The 18,147-nt window shown below is 41.8% G+C and carries 13 protein-coding genes; 9 read left to right on the top strand and 4 right to left on the bottom strand.

The genetic code is table 11. The features are described 5' to 3' along the window. The first annotated feature begins 89 nt into the window (after nucleotides 1–89). From MJO52_RS10955 to MJO52_RS10935, 5 genes are all read left to right on the top strand, one after another. A complete protein-coding gene (locus MJO52_RS10955; protein ID WP_252081699.1) occupies nucleotides 90–890 on the top strand; it encodes an SDR family NAD(P)-dependent oxidoreductase in 801 nt (266 codons plus the stop codon). Nucleotides 891–1,109: 219 nt separating this feature from the next. Further along, nucleotides 1,110–1,883, top strand: coding sequence for an SDR family NAD(P)-dependent oxidoreductase (locus MJO52_RS10950; protein ID WP_252081698.1), 774 nt, complete (start codon nucleotides 1,110–1,112; stop codon nucleotides 1,881–1,883). Nucleotides 1,884–1,928: 45 nt separating this feature from the next. Next, complete coding sequence (locus MJO52_RS10945; protein ID WP_252081697.1) at nucleotides 1,929–3,086, top strand: arginase family protein; 1,158 nt, start codon at nucleotides 1,929–1,931, stop codon at nucleotides 3,084–3,086. Nucleotides 3,087–3,134: 48 nt separating this feature from the next. Beyond that, on the top strand, nucleotides 3,135–4,511 hold the full coding sequence (locus tag MJO52_RS10940) for a diaminopimelate decarboxylase family protein (protein ID WP_252081696.1): 1,377 nt from the start codon (nucleotides 3,135–3,137) through the stop codon (nucleotides 4,509–4,511). Nucleotides 4,512–4,558: 47 nt separating this feature from the next. Then, nucleotides 4,559–6,163, top strand: a complete 1,605-nt coding sequence (locus MJO52_RS10935) for an MFS transporter (RefSeq protein ID WP_252081695.1) — start codon at nucleotides 4,559–4,561, stop codon at nucleotides 6,161–6,163. A gap of 236 nt (nucleotides 6,164–6,399) precedes the next feature. Here the strand turns inward: MJO52_RS10935 and MJO52_RS10930 are convergent, their stop codons facing one another. Beyond that, on the bottom strand, nucleotides 6,400–7,728 hold the full coding sequence (locus MJO52_RS10930) for a tyrosine-type recombinase/integrase (protein ID WP_252081694.1): 1,329 nt from the start codon (nucleotides 7,726–7,728) through the stop codon (nucleotides 6,400–6,402). Between the two features lie 427 nt (nucleotides 7,729–8,155). Here MJO52_RS10930 and pcp point away from each other — a divergent pair, with 427 nt between their 5' ends. Beyond that, a complete protein-coding gene (gene pcp / locus MJO52_RS10925) occupies nucleotides 8,156–8,824 on the top strand; it encodes a pyroglutamyl-peptidase I (RefSeq protein WP_252081693.1) in 669 nt (222 codons plus the stop codon). A gap of 33 nt (nucleotides 8,825–8,857) precedes the next feature. Further along, nucleotides 8,858–9,769 carry an SMP-30/gluconolactonase/LRE family protein gene (locus tag MJO52_RS10920; protein WP_252081692.1) on the top strand — a complete coding sequence of 304 codons (912 nt, stop codon included), beginning with the start codon at nucleotides 8,858–8,860 and terminating at the stop codon, nucleotides 9,767–9,769. A gap of 135 nt (nucleotides 9,770–9,904) precedes the next feature. Here MJO52_RS10920 and MJO52_RS10915 read toward each other — a convergent pair whose 3' ends face one another. The 3 genes from MJO52_RS10915 to MJO52_RS21290 form a co-directional block, all read right to left on the bottom strand. Next, complete coding sequence (locus MJO52_RS10915; RefSeq protein ID WP_252081691.1) at nucleotides 9,905–13,390, bottom strand: fascin domain-containing protein; 3,486 nt, start codon at nucleotides 13,388–13,390, stop codon at nucleotides 9,905–9,907. Nucleotides 13,391–14,256: 866 nt separating this feature from the next. Continuing rightward, nucleotides 14,257–15,270, bottom strand: coding sequence for a cytochrome-c peroxidase (locus MJO52_RS10910; RefSeq protein ID WP_252081690.1), 1,014 nt, complete (start codon nucleotides 15,268–15,270; stop codon nucleotides 14,257–14,259). Between the two features lie 600 nt (nucleotides 15,271–15,870). Further along, nucleotides 15,871–16,035 carry a helix-turn-helix domain-containing protein gene (locus tag MJO52_RS21290; RefSeq protein ID WP_286037020.1) on the bottom strand — a complete coding sequence of 55 codons (165 nt, stop codon included), beginning with the start codon at nucleotides 16,033–16,035 and terminating at the stop codon, nucleotides 15,871–15,873. Between the two features lie 167 nt (nucleotides 16,036–16,202). On the opposite strand from MJO52_RS21290, the gene MJO52_RS10900 reads away from it, so the two are divergent. Together MJO52_RS10900 and MJO52_RS10895 are read left to right on the top strand one after the other, a co-directional pair. Further along, nucleotides 16,203–17,048 carry a MerR family transcriptional regulator gene (locus MJO52_RS10900; RefSeq protein ID WP_252081689.1) on the top strand — a complete coding sequence of 282 codons (846 nt, stop codon included), beginning with the start codon at nucleotides 16,203–16,205 and terminating at the stop codon, nucleotides 17,046–17,048. A gap of 150 nt (nucleotides 17,049–17,198) precedes the next feature. Next, nucleotides 17,199–17,696 (top strand): SRPBCC family protein, encoded by a 498-nt coding sequence (locus tag MJO52_RS10895; RefSeq protein ID WP_252081688.1) that lies wholly within the window; start codon nucleotides 17,199–17,201, stop codon nucleotides 17,694–17,696. Nucleotides 17,697–18,147 lie beyond the last annotated feature (451 nt).

Below are 18,147 nucleotides of genomic sequence, written 5' to 3'. Positions count from 1 at the left end.
AGTAAATTAAAATCTAGCTCTAAATTTATATTTAAACAATTAGGTAGTTAGCTACTATATAACTAGCTATTAATCTCAGAGCCTGCTTTATGAAAAAACTCTCAGGTAAGATCGCGATTATAACTGGTGCTACCAAGCAAAAAGGGTTGGGTCAAGCTGTAGCAATAAAACTAGCCTCATTAGGAGCAACTGTGATCCTTGCAGGGAGAGAAAAGTCAAAGGATAGCCTTGAATGTAATGTTAAAGAAATAGAATCTAGTGGCTGGGAGGCTACATATATATTTATAGATATGTCAAAACCTGATCAAATAGATAATGCAGTTAATGACCTGGCAGATAAATTTGGTCGAATTGATATTTTAGTCAATAACGCTGGGGTTGGATTTGGATCCGCCATTTTAAATGAAAATGAGAATAAGGATTGGGATATTAATTACAGCATCAATGTAAAAGGTGCATTATCTATGTGTAAGGGAGTACTGAAGATAATGGAAAAAGAGGGTTCTGGGGCAATAGTCAATGTTGCATCTACAGCTGGTATCGGGGTTTCTGCGGGTATGCCATATCCTTATATAGCTACAAAGCATGCATTGGTAGGTGCAACCAAAGCTTTAGCTTTAGAATATGCAGACAAGGGCATAAGGGTTAATGTTGTAGCACCTGGTGCAATCAATACAGATATGTTGCAGCAAGCTTATGCGGCAATAGCTGAAGGCGAAGGAATTTCTATTTCTCAGGCAGCCGAACAAGAAAACTCATCTATACCGTTAGGGCGCCCAGCAGAACCCTTTGAGGTTGCTGCGGCAATAGCTTTTTTAGCAAGTGATGAGGCATCGTATATTACAGGTGTTGTATTACCTGTAAGTGGAGGCTTGTCTCCAGGAATTTAGTAATATTTAAGAGGTAATAGCTTACTTTTAGGTTCATATAATTATATTGTATTGAATAAGATTTCCATGTGAGCATTCAAAATGCTCAGCACTTGCGCTTCCTCACTCATTTCTTTTGAAAAAATTAATCCAATTAAAAGGTCAAAAACCTTAACAAAAAAATGATAGCAGCCGAAAACTAACAGTTCCTAGGAAAACCGAATTTTGGAGACATAAGCTATGAATAGATTCTTTGATATTAATGACCAAGTGGCAGTGATAACTGGAGGAAACTCAGGAATTGGATTGAGCACTGCAAAACGTTTCCATAAGGCTGGCGCTCACGTCATTATAGCGGGTATTGGTAGTGGGGATAATGCAATTCGGGATATAGAAGGCGGCGACTTTGTTGAAACAGACGTATCAAGTGAGTCACAAGTAAAAGAATTAATGAATTACGCAGCAGAAAAATTTGGGAAAATAGATACTTTGGTTAATTGTGCAGGCATAAACAAAGGATATGAAACGCTGCTTAACGTAGATTGCAATGACTTTGGGGCAAACTACAGCGTCAATACAATGGGAGTCGTTTTTGGTATAAAATACGCCACACCTCATATGAAGTATGGTGGCTCCATAGTCAATGTTGCTTCAGCCGCCGCAAAATCTGGCGTTCCTTACCTTGCTCCATATGTTGCATCAAAATGGGCAGTTGTTGGTATTACACAGACAGCAGCATTGGAGTTAGGGGCACAAAATATTAGGGTAAATGCCATATGCCCAACTTCCGTTGATACACCAATGGCCCAAGCAGAAGGCGGCGAACCGCAATTAGCTATGGAAAAAGTTGCTGTTCCTTTGGGACGCATTGCACATCCAGATGAAATTGCCGCTTTGATACATTTTCTAGCGTCACATGACTGTACCTTTATCAATGGTCAAGCCATTAATGTTGATGGTGGTTTTAGTGCAGGGCTTTCTATCTCTGCATTCAATAAATTGGCTCATACTTAGATATAATTTAAGGTGTTTCATATTGTTATTTAAGTGGACGTAAAAATGAGTAAAAGGAATTACCCTTATCCAGAAATGTCGAAAGAGAAAAAAGCACGTCTTCAGGATTTATGGAAACATTCTAGAAGCTCTGATGGGATAGACCCGGAAGTAGCGTCTCACCTACAAAGAATGGGTAAGATGGGCGGCGTTGGATTAGAAGTTGTTGGTAACCTAAACAAGGATTATTTAGGTGGCTTTATGTCGCCTTACTCTCGGGACTGTAAAAATGCAGACCTCGTAATAGTTGGCCAGCCCTTAGAAAAGGCTGCGCCGATGAATGCATCTCATAAATATGGTCCAAAAGTCCTTCGTGAGTTTTCAAAGAATGCCATGGGGACTATCGAACCAAATCCTGATGGAGGTTGGGATATACCTTTCGATACATGTAGAATCATAGATTATGGAAATATTGATACTTACGGGCGATTTGATTTGTCTGATGAGGTATCTAAAATAATCCAGGAATATGAAAAGATAGTTCTAGATAATGACTGTGTCACATTTACCTGGGGTGGTGATCATACAATTAGCTATGCACCAATTAATGTTCTCGGCAGAAAATTTGGCCCATTAAGTTTGATTCATTTCGACGCGCATTATGACCTGGTAACCTTCGCGGATTTTAACTATCCATATCACTCTGGCAATCAATTCACAAAAAATATGGCAGAGGGATATCTCGACCCAGAACGTATGATAACTATGGGTATCCGGGGAAGGATGACAGCCTTGGTTGGTGGACATGCAAAAAATTTTGGCGTAACTACTTATACTGCCGATCAAGTATTTGAGCTGGGGACGGACAAAATTGCAGAAAGGATTTTAGAGGTTGTTGGAGATGGACCTACATATTTCACTCTAGATCTCGATAGCCTTGACGCTACGGATAATGCTTCCAATTCAGCGGTGGAGCCCTTTGGACTAAAGTCTAGACAAATATGGGACATTATTCGATATCTCAGAAAAAATGGAGACATTGATCTTGTTGGTGCTGATGTATGTGAATATGCTCCATACCTAGACTCTACACATAGAGACGCATATATAGCATGCGGTATTAGTTGGAAACTGCTCTGTTGGCTGGCGGATTGTGTAGCTAAGCGTAAGGGAGAAAAACAAAAGACTGAATGGCCTTTAGCTATGGGTAAGGCAAGCCTGTGATATACAAATGAGGATTTTATAGTTTAATTTACTTTAAATGGACTTTGCATGGAATATAAATATTTAAATAAATTTCTATCCGTTAGGCATGGCCATTTGTTCATTGAAGACTGTGATACGGTTGAGCTTGCTGAGAAATATGGAACCCCATTATTTGTTGTATCAGAAAACCATTTGGTTAAAAACTTAAGATCATATAGGAAGGCATTTGAGTCTGAATGGCCTGAGGGTAAGGTCAGAATTATGGCCGCGATTAAGGCAAATCCTGTTACAGCAATACGTAAAATACTGACAAGAGAAGGAGCCGGTTGTGACACTTTCGGTAAGGGGGAGTTGGAGCTGGCTCTTCGAGGAAACGTTCCATTAAAGGATATAGCTGTAAATGGATCTATTAAGGGACGAGAGATTATAAGTAAAGCTATAAATCTAGGTATTCCCATTGTTTTAGATAGTCCTATAGAGCTTTTATATTGTGAGCAGGAAGCTAAATTTTTAAAAAAGAAAGCTACTGTAATACTTAGAGTCAAGCCCTGGCTAAAGAATCTTGATCTAAATTCAGATTTTTACCCTGATCGTACTATTCGAGAAATGACACAAACTGTTAAGTATGGTATCCCTCACAGTGAGCTTGTAGATATGATTCCACAGCTTAAAAGCTCGAAATGGTGTGATCTCATAGGCGTACATACTCATGCAGGACGCCATTCTAAGAAAGCGGCCTTCTGGAAGGCTTTAATGAGAGACTATGCATCACTTATAGGTAAAATAAGTATGTTAATGGGAGGGGATTGGGTACCGAGAATAGTTTCAGTGGGTGGTGGCTTTGCAGCCTCTAATGATCATGAGACCCGAGTCCCGGTAACGGATTATGAAACTCCTACACCTAAAGATTATGCAAAGTTGATTACTAAGCAATTTAGAAAATCAATGCAAAAGCTAGGTCTTTCAACCGAAGGGATTGTACTTGAGATTGAACCAGGAAGAGCACTCCACAATGAAACTGCTATCCATTTAACAAAAGTTCATAACATAAAATTGGAACGAAACTATATTGCCCGCAGTTGGATAGAGACTGATACCTCTGAGTGTTTCCTAGGTATAGGCAGCTTAAATACAAATCCTCCATTTGATATTTTATTAGCCAACAGAGCAAATTCACCCGAGTATGCTCCATATGATGTTGTAGGAATAACGTGTAATTATGAATGTATTGCTGAGCAAGTCATGATGCCAGAAGTTGCTGCAAAAGATATATTGGCGTTCCTCAATACTGGTTCATATATAGAAACCTATGCGTGTAATTTTAACGCTCTCCCTCGACCGGGTATGCTATTGGTGAGTGGCCATAAAGCTAGCTGGATTAAGCGACCTGAAACACAAGATGAGGTGTTTCAACGGGATATTATTCCTCCATGGATTAACTAGTTATCATTAGTCTTAGTATTTCAGCTCTTAATTTAAGATTAAATAAAATGTCAAAAGTTGAGCGCAGCTGGTTTCCAATGATTGTTATTTCTCTGTCAAATGTGATGCTTTATATAACAACTTTTGGTGTAAATGTTCTTATATCTCCGATCGTAAATGACCTTCAAAGTACGGTTTCAACCTTACAGGCCGTTATTGTTTCTGCTTCGTTAATTGGTGGGGCATTAATGGTGACAGCAGGAAGGCTCGGTGATAAATATGGAGAAAAGAAAATATTTTCTATTGGAGTGGCCATTTATGTTCTTGGGATGATAATTGTCATTTTAAGCCCAAATACCCTTATTTTCATTGTAGGGTGGGCCATTATTTGGCCTCTGGGGATGGTTATGGTTGTGCCCACATCAATCGCTTTAATCATGAATTATTATCATGGTAGCCAGAGGGTGTTGGCTTTTGGGGTTTATGGAGCTGTTCTTTCAGCTGTATCGGCATTAGCTCCAGTAATTGTTGGTTTAATAGCTGACAATGTTAATTGGCGCGTATCACTTTCTTTATCTCCTATATTTGGAATAATTACTTTATTGATGGCTTATTCCCTTCCTGAAACAGAAGGCGATAAAACGATAAGCATAGATGTCAGAAGTGTCATCTTGTCGACGCTAGGTTTTGGTTTCTTCTTAGTAAGCACAACTCTTGCTGGGCAGTATGGTTGGTTGTGGGAGAAGAGGCCATTAGTAATCGCTGGAAACACTATTACCTTTGGAGAGCTGTCAGTTGTTCCAATTATTTATGGGGTGAGTCTAATTGCAATATTCTTGTTTATTGTTCGATGTGTTAGATTGAAGAAGCAGGGGAAAGTCCCATTGTTAGATTTAACCCTGTTTAAAAATATATCATTTTCATTAGGATTGTTCATTGGTGGCTTCTTTTTTCTGGTAAATGCGGGGTTTCTATTTGTTGTTTCTGTATATCTACAGGCTGGTGTTCAGATGGACTCGCTCTCAACGGCCCTAACAACATTACCATTCACAGCAATTTTAGCGATATTATCATTTTTAACTCCACCCCTCGGAAAAAAAATTGCACCAAAATGGATTCTGATTTTTGGTGCAATCTGCATGCTCCTGGGAATATGGTTATCCGGGCAGTTGGCCAGAATGGATATGACACCTCTTGTGTTGCTAGTTCCTATGATTATTACGGGAATAGGGGGCGGATTAATAATGGCCCAATATACGGGAGTTACGATGATGAATGTTAAACCTGAAAATAGTGGAGCAGCGTCAGGTTTAACTGAAACTATGAAAGAAATATTAGGGCAAGGTTTTGCTGTTGCTTTTGCGGGTTCTATACTTTTTGGATCCGTATATACAAGTATGGCAGACTCGTATGCCAATATAGAGGGAAAAACCTTATCAGATAGAACTCGCCAGGAAGAGGTTGTCAAATTAGAAGATATATTTAATAGTATCTCTGTCCCTGAAGAAGAAAAGTATGTCTCAGAGTTGCCAGAAAAAATCAGATTAGCTTATTCAGATATAGTTTCGAGAGCCGCAAATACTGGTCTGAAAAACGCCCTTTTTTCTATAAATATATTTTTATTTCTTTCATTGGTATTGATGTTTTTTTTGCCTAACAGAATCTTGAGGTGAAAGTAAAAGGTTAGACTTTAGTGATTATCTTGTAATTCACAACATCTATAAATAATCCCCTTGTTTAACGCAAAATGATTGATGTCTAACTAGATAGTAACTCTAAAAAGGCCTTTAGTACGCAGGCTTTTGTATCCTCCCAATTACGCATAAGAAGATCCTGCACAGCAACCGCGTGCATAATACAAACGCCTCGGCGAATAGGGCATACTTGTTAGTAGATTAGGGCAGTAGTTTTACCGCCCCTCCTTAACCCGCTTGCTTCGTCCGCTTTCATGCCGTTCCCGCATATCGGAATCAATATAGCGATCGGTTGTGGCCATACTTGCATGGCCTGCATCATCACGAACATGTTCCCGGGGACGATATTTCACATCTTCGGAGATTCCAGTGTGTCTTAGCCAGTGCACCGTGGCAGCTTTCAAGTCTTCCGCGTCTTCACCAAGGCCCTCTTCAACCATCCGTTTGTAAGCGGCATCGAAACAGTTCTGTACGATATGTCGAACTTGACGTGTACTGGTGACAGGTCCCTTGCCGCGAGATTTTTGCACCAAGGGTGTCTGCTCATTGATGCTGGGCAGAGCAGGGAGCTGCAAGTGGATTCTGTAGCGCTTTAAGGCACTTAACATCTGGTCGCACACGGTAATGGCTCGGCCTTTATTACCCTTACCGGTGACGTGAAACCACCAGTTTCCGTCGCGATCTTTCTTGAAGTCACCCATAACGGGTGCCGATCTTTCATCGGCAACCAGCTCAGAGATACGCAGATACATAGCGAATAGGGCGTTCATAATGAACAATGTACGCTCGTGCTCAAGTGGTGACATCTCGGCCATAACCTCAGCAGTTTCCAACACATAATCCCACTGCAGATTGCTGATGCGCCTAACTACCTGGCTTTGTTGCTCACGCCGGATGAACTTACTTTTTTGCCGGATCAATGCCACAGGGTTGGCGGGAACCAAGCCTTCCTGAAAGAGGAAGTCGAAGAAAGAAGACAGTGCGGTAAAGATACACTTGATGGCCGCCTGAGATGGCCGGAAGTCCTTGGCGGATGGTGTCTTACCTGAACGAAACTCAACCTTAGATACACTGACTACGAATGGTCGCCAATCCGAATTAACAACACGTTCGCCGTTTCTAGTTTTAAACCGGGCGACATTCTTTGTACCGATCCAGGCAAGTGGCGGTTCAATACAGAACTGAACAAAATCCTCTATATGCTCACGCTTGAGTGACAAGATTGAAACTTCTTCGATACCCCAAGCCCACTGCAGTAGTCGTTCAAGTTCGCGGCGATAACTATTAAACGTTGCCTGGCTACCGTTGTAGCTGTAAAGAAACTTGAGCGTAAACTCCAGATCGGTATCCGCACCAGGAATCTGCTTACTGAGATAATGACTAGCGGAAAAGCTGGTGCAGCGGAATGGATTCTCAAGATTACTCAGGTTGTCGATGATTGGTGCTGGTGATTGATTGGAGGCAGACATAGAAAGGAAATGAAGTTGTTGTTGGTATACGGTGGACAGCCAAGTAAAGTACTTAATTGCACAAATATTTATCATTACAAATTGAGGCAGAAAAAACTCTGTATATGTAGGGCAGGGCAGGTTCGCTCCGGAAGTTATGATGCACCGTACCACACTTACTGGCGGCGCATTCCAGGCGTGTGATATCAGGGAGAGTTTAAGTACACTCACTCTCAGTGAGAGATGCGTGTCGCTAGGCACTGGTCGACATACCGAGATATAAGCCTGCAGATTGTTCTTTAGTTATTGGAGACCAAGTTCACGTCTATCTGAAAAACGCTTCTGCTGTCTTTCTACAGATCTATGGTTCAAAACAGCCTCTTAATTGGCATATTGTGCCAATCAAACACATCAGCAAAGTCGTTCTTTTAGGTCTGAGCCCTTAAAAGTTTCTATTCTTGATAAATAGAATCAGACAACACATTTCTGAAGGCCAATTTCAAACTACTCAAAGAGCATTGTCATGAAAAAGGTTTTAGTGACCGGCTTTGAACCATTCGGGCATACGCCAATAAATCCTGCAGAATCGGTAATGCGTGTTTTGGATGGTACCCGTATTGGGAATTCAGATGTTTTTGGAATCCTGGTTCCTAGTAACTTCTTTGAGTGTATTGACGTAGTAACTAGCGCTATAGATGAGCTCCGTCCACAAATAGTGATCATGATGGGTGAATATGGTGGGCGATCGATGGTTACGGTAGAGCGAATTGCTCAAAATTTTAACGATTCTACTCGATACAACCTGAAGGACAATCGTGGCGTAGAGATGCAGGGCGCACCTACGGTTGCCAGTGGACCGGTAGCCTATCGTAGTAATCTTCCTCTCAGAGCTATGGTTAGGGCAATGCGTGAAGCCGGAGTGCCTACAGATATTTCGGATAATGCCGCCACTTTTTGCTGTAATCACTTGATGTATGGCGTTTTGCACTTTATTGCCAGCAATCAACTGGATATACGCGCAGGGTGGATTCACCTTCCGCAATTACCTCAAGTAGCGGCTTTGCCCGAAAACCTTGGTACACCCAGCATGTCCAGAGAGACCTCAGCACTTGGTGTCCATGCTGGAATAGAGGCCGCATTGCTACATACTGAGGATATTGATGTTCCTATTCCATCCAAGTTTCAAGTCTAAGACCTACTGAAACTATTAAGAAGGGTTTTGACAATGGAGATTGAATGTCTTTGGGAGTGTAACGATGGATTGGGAGAAACACCCATCTGGCATGCAGAAGACACCTCTATCTACTGGGCGGATCATGTCGGCCCTTCGGTTGATCTGGCAGGGCCCCGGCGGCCATCGATTCGGCGGCTAAACATCTCTACTGGTGAAAGAAAGACTTGGGAAATGCCGGAGCAGGTAGGGTCCTTTGGTTTCCGTAAGGGGAGAGGGTTAGTTGGCGCTGCCAATTCAGGATTCTGCACCATCGACCTCGAAACAGGGGAGTTTGAGACAGTTGTTGATCCGGAACCGAATCTACCCCAAAACCGGCTAAACGATGGAAAGATCGATCGAAGAGGGCGTTTTTGGTGCGGTAGTATGGATACGCAATTGAAAGGTAAAGTCTCTCATTTATATTGTCTTGAGCCTGATTTTAGTGTGCGCCAGGTTGCTAAGGACTTTTCCTTTGTATGTTCCAATGGGATTGCCTTCGACCCAGAGGACACTCGTATGTACTTTGGCGATACCATTGGTGGCATGGTCTATGTATTTGACTTGGATATGGATGAGGGCCGTATCAGTAACCGAAGGCCGTTCTTTTCAGTTCAAGAGCGTAAGCCCGCGATTGTAGATGGCGCAACAGTCGATGCTGAAGGGTATTATTGGTTTGCTTTGAATCTTGGCGGTAAGATTTTAAGGATTGATCCTAAGGGCCGCCTTGATCGTGAGATTGACCTACCGATCCGAAGTCCCACCTGCGTTACATTCGGCGGCGACAATTATGAAACTCTCTATGTTACTTCACAGCAATCATTTGTAACTCCTGAGGAACTGGCTCGTCACCCGCAGCCAGGTAGTATTTTTGCTATTCATGGCCTTGGTGTTCGGGGGCTCCCGGAGCCAAAGTTTGGAGCTTGAAAAGCTCCGAGTTAGGATCACTGATGAGTATCTGTCTAGCTTATTGACACAGGATAATTTTGCAGATACGTAATCTCCAAAGATTAGGGCACCCAAACCCAGTAAGAATGGATGTGGGTGCCCGCTTGGTACTTGTTAGTTATCGTTTAGATCGTAAACAATAAATTTCTCCCAGGAACCTATTGCTTTGCGATTCGCATTAGCCCGGCCATCTGATTCTGCAACGATGTAATTACCATGTTCAGGGTTGTATAAGGAAATCAAGTCATCATTTCGTAAACAGCCCGTATTGTCTGAATGGTTGATCAACTTAAATGTTTCCCAGCTGTACCTAGCCGTTCTATCGACATCTAAAGCACCACTTTGTTGGGCACTGTAGTAATAACCACCGGTGCTTTGCAGCCACACTTCATCCCCGTCTATTAGGCAACCCTGTTGCAGGCTATTTCCTGTAAGGACAATAGTCTCATGGCTACCAATTACTGAGGCATTGGCGTTGGCAGTTTTGCCATTTCCTCCATTACCTGCTGCACCCAGATACTTCCCGTGGGCACCTTTAAGTGCCACTTTTAAGGATTTGACTGGGGGCTTTCCGACAGCCAAATAACCTACAACTGCCTTTATAGTTTCCTCATTATCACTGTTTGCCTCCTGTACCATCAGGCTCATTTCAAATGTGCCAGTTTTCTTATTTCTGACACGCGTGCTTAGTGTTTCATCCCTGTCACTACCTTGTACTTGGCTGATAAGCAAGTAATCCTGTAAGTCGACCCCGACAGTTTCAAAGTCCGGGGAGCCACTCAAATTATCTTCCAGTGCAACGGCGCCAATATGAAGCTGCAATCCATTGGCAATTGAGTAACTACCAGCCTCCATCACTACATAATGCACCACTTCCGTTGTATGGATGCCATCGTTCCAGGCAAACTCCGCAACACGCACATCGAAGCTGGTTGAAGTGATATTGCGAATCTCAGTTGTTATCGGGTCAGTGCCGGCAATACCAATTACTGAAGCAAACACCACAGGGTTTTCATAACTGAAGTCCAACTCTATAGTAGTCCATTCGTGATTTATCCCGTAAGCCTTATCAGCCTCGCCACCTACAAAGCGCCGGTTAGTAAAACGCACTACATCGACCTTTTCACCTTCATGGATCAATTCCATATCTTGTGACTGATCTTCTACGTTAATCAGATAGCATTCACCGTTATCGGCCTCTGCCATACGTAATATTGTTGGATCAAAACCGTTAAAGCTTACATTTTGATGTAAAAGCACATCGTTTGAACTCTCGCAGTTGCCATGACCGGTATTAGTTTCTGTGTCTGTTACATTATTGACCTGGAATCCACTCACCGAAGCCATTTCGATAGTAGATGCGTTATTAGCACTGGCCAATTCCCACATTTCTCTATCCGTTAAATCATCTACGTTTGCTTCCCAGCCAAAACTTAAGGTCTTTCCATCGACTTCTAAAGTTGTCTCCCATACATGGCGGGTCTCTGCCCAGCTCCAGTACCATTTGCTTTTGATCTTGGCTTGTGACACAGTAAAAATGAAATTACTAAAGCTTTCGTGAGTCTGGGTATTACCAACAACTGTTGCCCAGACTTGTTCATCAGCACTACAGCTGTAAATTTCTACAACCTCCTCATTACGAATAAAGGTTTTGGTATCCAGGCAGTGACGATAAACAGCCACATAACCATCACCCTCACGTGCAAACAACCAGTTCTGGAAACTGGTAGCTTCATCGAATTGCTCTGTTGGCCAATGCAAATTTACTGGTGCAGTTAGAAAGTCATCTACAGGTAAGAAGTCAGTTGCTCTGTTAACACCATCCATAAAGCGCAGCTCCATCGCAGGTTTGTACAAAACCATGGCTACATTCTTATTTTGCTTTATATAGGGTAAGTGCGTGTTCATTTGCTCCTGGCCACCAGCCTTCCAGCCACCGTATTCCGCACCTGACCGAGTATAAACCGGTATAGTACCGGTTGTTGCTATCCAGGGCAGCTGCTGCCAACCTGCATTCCCCGCATGGAAATCCTGGTATGACGATAATTGCACATTGCCATGGCGATACAGATCCATGGTTTTTTCTGAAATAATTGAGCTTGTGGTGAAAGGTGCACTGGTTTCAGTAAGAAGAACACCTGACATGTCGACTACGTCATCTGCCAGGTTAGACTCCACAATCAAATCTTCCAAAAAGAAGTTCAGACCGGCAAGTGGATTCAGGTAATATTCCAGCATCTCATCAATCAGTTCTGGGTGGGCATAGGCGCCGGCAGATTGAGAGAAAATTAACTTATCCTGGAGGTCCAACCCAGCCCATACGGTATCAACTTCAGAGATAGGATGGCCGGAAGAATAGCTTATGTTAATTTCACCATTAAGTTTTTCAAGGCGATTATAGGCAACACTGCTTACATCAAGTGTAGTCATGGCAAAAATATCCATATGGGTACTACCCGTAAAATCTTGTGGACCTTTGCCAGTAATCAACGCGGTATATCGTGCGAACTTATTATTCAAGAAGTTAAGATCTTGGTGAACACCTTCATAGGTCCTTGAATCGACAGCTATAGCAGCACCAAGGTCGTTGGTGACCATAGCGATATCATTAAGAAAAATGAGGGCAACCTGTCCAGCTAGGGTTTTAATCTCTGTATCCTGGGCATAGTCGTATAAATTTAACAATGCTGTTAGGGAAAATGGGCTATAAACATTTGAAGTAGACTCATATACTCCAAACTGCTTTTTAACCTCCAGATAACGTACAAGACGCTCCCTTAGTTTTTCGGGCCCACCACCTATATCCCAACCTTCCATTTCAGATAGTAACCAGCTGGAAGATAGCCACATAAGTACGTGATTTTCAGAAGTGTATACTCGCTTTCCTTCAGTATCTTCATCCTGCCAATAAGGTAGTTTGATAATTTCACTCAGGATAATATCATCGTACTCATCACTCTCCGCCAATAGTCTAATATATTCTATCAGGCGCATATCAGGGTTTTTGTAAGCGTGCTTTCCTGGTGTAAAAAGATCGGTCAGCCCCCGAGCCAGAGCCTCTTTATCTAGTGGTAAATCATAATATGCCCTGAGTACATAATGATCGTTATTAGGTTCAGCTTTGGATGAATCAAGAACGCGTTCGATATAAGCTACCTGCCGATCACGGAAGGCATTTAAATATGCAGGATGCGAGGAAGTATCATAGTCTGTAAGGCTCCACAGCCGCGCACCGTCCTCGGAATTCTGCCCCCCCGTGGTGAACCAGTCCGATATATCGAGATCCATGCCGAAGTAATTTAATGCCGTGACTGTACCATCGGCAACGCCGTAGAAGAAATTAAGTGAACCTTCAACCACGGTCGTTAGTCCATCGTATATCCACTCACCGGTATCTACAAAGAAACCAATGGCTGACGTTACACCATCCTCTACAGTTGTAACGACATCCTCAATAATCTCTTCAACTCTCTCTTCAACAGTATCCCAAGTATCAACAACCCAGGTTGTAAATTTATCCCACAATCCTGCATGGGCATATGCTGGTAAAATTAGAATAAACGTAAGTGCGATACACGCACCTATTTTTTTGAGCTTCATGATCAAGTCCTATATTGTTTTTTTGACCAAATAGAAGTAACTCTTTGGAGGGGAAATATTTTTTGTTAAAAATTAATCATATAATTTAGAAAGTTCAACGAATTTCATGCAATGCCGCATATTAAATTATTGTTGGATAAAGTAAGTGATGTATGCTGGCTGTTCGAACTTCAAAATTCGTTCAGCAATGTAAGACTTTGTTGTTGATCGGGTCAAACAGAGATGGCGTATAGTGAGAAACTGATCTCACGAAGATTTTAAAAGTTGATTCTGCAATCTCATGAAATATTGCGTTAATAATTTCGTAATACTCTTAGGTTTCTGTGTTGAGAAAGTGACTTTGGCTCGCCTTGTGCAAATGGTTTATCTAAATAAATCTAATTAGCAGAGGCATGACTGTCGCAACTTGTATTAGTAGCTAATAGCTGAAAAGATGTGAATTCGATACTATCGTCTAAAGCTAAGCTAATCACTACTGATTAACTTGATACCTTCCGCCGAATAAATCAGATTACTTGACCTTAAACGGACAGAACACCTTCTGATAAAGACAACTGATAACTGAATGCTCAGGTAGTGAACGGTAATCTAATGTAGCTGCCGCAAAGCGATAGCTAAAACTGTACACCTCACCATGGATTTCACTTTTCCGACTTGGTATAGATATTGTTAGAGGGCTATACATTACCAACTGGTTAGCAATTAGGAAACTGTTTAGTCCGCTAGCTTCTATCTCTGAACGTGGCTGATACACAAAGGTAGGGCAGAGTGATAATAAGTTATCAATGAGTAGTGATTTAAAATCCGCGAGCCTAGCCAAAATTAAATAGAGCGAAAGGGGCCCACCCCGAAGGGTGGGAAATACCTTAATGGGTTTGATGCTCTAAAGCATTTAGGAAAGTTGCAATATCATCTACTTGTTGTGTGCTTAATTTCTGCCCCAATTGGTACCAAGCCATATCGTAAATTGCTTGTTCAATGGTTTCTACACGCCCGTCGTGGAAGTAAGGAGCGCTTCTGCTTATATCGCGTAACATTGGAACTTTAAACATCATTTTATCTTTTTCAAGGCCTGTAACTTTATAACGACCTAAATCTTCTTGGTGTGGGTATTGGTTGACTAGCCCCATCTTCTGGTACATGTTTCCACCCAAGGTTGCACCATTGTGGCATGCCGAACAACCAGTGTTGATAAAGGTTTGCAAGCCCTTTAACTCACTTTTTGTCATAGCCTGATCATCGCCGCTCATAAAATCATCAAAACGATCATTCGTAATCAGGGTGCGCTCAAATGCAGCTATGGCCTGAGCAATATTGTCGTAAGAGATAGCATTTTCTTTACCAAAGGCGTGTTTGAAACTTTGTTGATATTCGGCAATTTTTGAAATCTTTGTCTCAACAGCCTCTTCTGAAGGCATTCCCATCTCTACAGGGTTTAGAATTGGACCTTTGGCCTGTTCCTTCAGGTCCTCTGCGCGACCATCCCAAAATTGAGCCATTTGGAATCCTGAATTCCAGACCGTTGGAGAGTTTCGATCACCCTTGGTACCAGGTAAAGCTCCCGGTGATGTCGCTTCATTGTCAACGCCCGAACCGTTGTAGTTCCCTACTTGATGGCAGCTGTTACAGGACTGGCTATCATTGACTGAAAGTCGTTTGTCCATGAACAGTGTTTTTCCAAGCTCAACCATAGCTGGGGTGTCATTCTCACTGCCTGGCATAGTTTCTGAGAGAGTGCCGAACATAATTTTTGATTGTTGACGTAATTGATTTATATCAACTTCGGCTGTTGCCGTTGTTGATAGCAAGCTTGCTGCCGCTATCAAGCCGCCAATGATTGGAAGCTTTAGATCTCTTTTCGAAAAAATTTTCTTAATCACTTTGGTATCTCTCCCAAATCTCAAAAAAGAATGAAAACTAACCTATTTTTAATCAAAGTTAGGCGGTACCACTAACTATATAGGGGAGCTCGTTCAGCTGATACCATGATTTAACAAAAAATTTGTTGATTTTTGGAATATCCAGAATTGTTCACAAAATATTTTTTCAAATATTACTCAGAACTTGACCTACACATTGCGGGCACTGTATTTGACGAGATTGAAGTCTTGCTATTTACCTTTGAAAATTGCAGGGCAATTTCTGAGATGGCGAGGAAGTGTAGAGTTGAGGGGATACTTATCCGCATCTCCAAAGAGAAATGATTCGTATTTCTGCTAGCCGGTTGGTGGTGTAATATTTACTCGAACGATAAATGACCCCTTAACTATCTGAATGTGGTCAACTTTTTAGTTAGAGCTTTTAGGTTTTAGGAAGCTTTTAATCTTATTGTTATATCTGTTTAACTTTTATATTGATCTACGCATCCTAAATAGAGGCGTTCCGCTGCCTATCAAGCTACTGGGCTTAACAGGAATCTCTTCGATCAATCTCTTTAGTGAAATTGGGTGCTTTACCAATTAGTCCGCCTTTTCGGGGAATTACATTTTAGAGCCACCTGAGAATCTCTGTCGATACTCCCGAGGAGAAAGACCGGTCTGTTTGTGAAACATTTTCCGGAATGCGCTGACATCCTCATACCCCACTTGCCAAGCGATCCGTTCGACTTGCAATGTGCCCGTTTCTAATAGTTCGCGGGCCTTAATTCACGAGGGCCTTCTGCCTTTCAAGCTCTAAAAGTTATATCTAACTCTTCGGTTATAACTTTTTGTCTCTCAAGGAGATCTTTCTTGTATCTATCTGTTGACTCTCAAGTGGCTTGAGAGTCCATACTTCAACTCACGCGCAGAAGGGTGAACAGATAGGTGGAACTATGTTTAGAATCGGTGAGTTTTCAAAAATAGCCCAGACCGCTGTTTCACAATTACGGTATTACGATCAAATTGGTCTGTTTCAGCCTGATCACACAGACGAGTCCACAGGGTATAGATACTACAGCACTAATCAGTTGCCTGAATTAAACCGTATTATCGCCTTGAAAGAGCTGGGAATTTCGCTTGAACAAATTAAGGTCATGGTTCTTCAGGACGTATCGGTGCAAGAAATTCAAGGTATGTTACTGCTGAGAAAAGCACAAATAGAACAAACTGTTCAGGAACAAATTAATCACCTAAAGATCATTGAAGCACGCCTAAAAGAGGCTGAAAGGCCTGAGAGTTTGAATTTCGATGGAATTATTCTAAAAAGCATTGCTGAGCAGCCTTTCTATTCTGTTAGAAAGATAATGCCAAACCTATTTGACACAATCCACTTGGTGACCGAGCTAAGGGAATATGTACCTGACGTGGCGGGGAAAGACCAGCTTGGCCCTCTAACGATCATACTTCACGGTAATGCTTTTAGTATTGAAAACGTAGATATCGAAGTAGGGTTTCCAGTTAAGAGGAGTATCGAAAGAGCTCTACTGCTACCTGGAGGAAGTGAAGTTAAAGGGCGGGTTCTCCAATCAGAGCAGAGTGTTATTTCTACGATCAGGGTAGGAGCATTTGAAAACGGGTATGAGAAATATGCTCAGCTAGGTAGGTGGATAGAGAATAGTGATTTTCAAATATCAGGGCCTGCAAAAGAAATATTTATAAAGCCACCATCCCAAGGGGACCCTGAAGATTGCGTTTGTGAGATTCAATTTCCGGTAACAAGGCCAACCACTCCTGTTTGAATATATAGGTAAAGTCCTATAGATATCGAACAGTAAAACATATTAAAAATCAGATTTTTAATGAATAGGCAATTAAGGCTTAGGGGTTCGTATATCTTAAAAACAGAATACTATATTTTTACGTCATAATTTTTAATTGGGAGAGTGCAAATGAAGATTGTCAATCAAATTAATATCAACACTTCTATTGATAAAGTGTGGGAAATATTATCAGGTAATTTTAGCGAGATTAGTAGTTGGACCAGTGCCGTTGTTGTATCCACTGAAAATCCAGATTTACCGAAAGGTGATGGTCGAAAGTGCGAGTTGCCTGATGGAGCCATTGCCAGTGAAACATTAGTGAATGTGGATAGTGGTCAGCACACTTTTTCCTATGAGGTAAAGCTGTCTAGTATGCCATTCTTTGTTAGATCCATGATTAATACTTGGAAAGTTGAACCGGTTGCTAATGGGCAGTCACGAGTTAGCTTTGAAATTGGTGTAACTTTGCTCCCCATATTTGCTCAGATTATGGGAGTACTAATGAAGAGGCAGTTTAACAAACTTGCCAAGGTTGTGCTTGAGGAGTTGAAAGTCTTTTCAGAAACCGGAAAAGTTCATCCGCGGAAAGAAGAACAAATAAAGCTTAACATAGCTAAGGCCGCTTAGCAGTAATATCAACAGGCAATAATGATATCTCTCGGGGGCTGAGTACCTATAGCCCCCAAATATATCATATTGGCTACCCTTAAGGTTTTTCAATGTCGTACTCAGTAGACTTAAGACGTGGAGAGGTGGCAATAGAGGGAGCACCTGAAATTCATTTAAACAATAAGAAGCTCAGTTACATACCTCAGCAATTTTTGCGATATTCCCATACAAGAGAAACTGTAGAGGAGTTGGTGTTAGATATTCACTATGATGAAAATTACCCATATTTTTCTGTGAAGACAGCTCCGGAATATATATTCAAGTCGGTGTGATTACTTACGATATTTATATTCCACTACAGCAGCAACCTTGCCAGAAGATTATTTATGGTAGGAAGTGGCGGGTAGAGCCTGAGTTACCAACTTCCGAAATCATCTGACTCCATGTTTACTGGTCGTAACTCAATTGA

This window comes from Microbulbifer variabilis, from assembly GCF_023716485.1.
Taxonomy (GTDB): Bacteria; Pseudomonadota; Gammaproteobacteria; order Pseudomonadales; family Cellvibrionaceae; genus Microbulbifer; species Microbulbifer variabilis_B.
The sequence above is the reverse complement of the archived record's forward strand: the minus strand, read 5'-3'. Positions and strand labels throughout refer to the sequence as shown.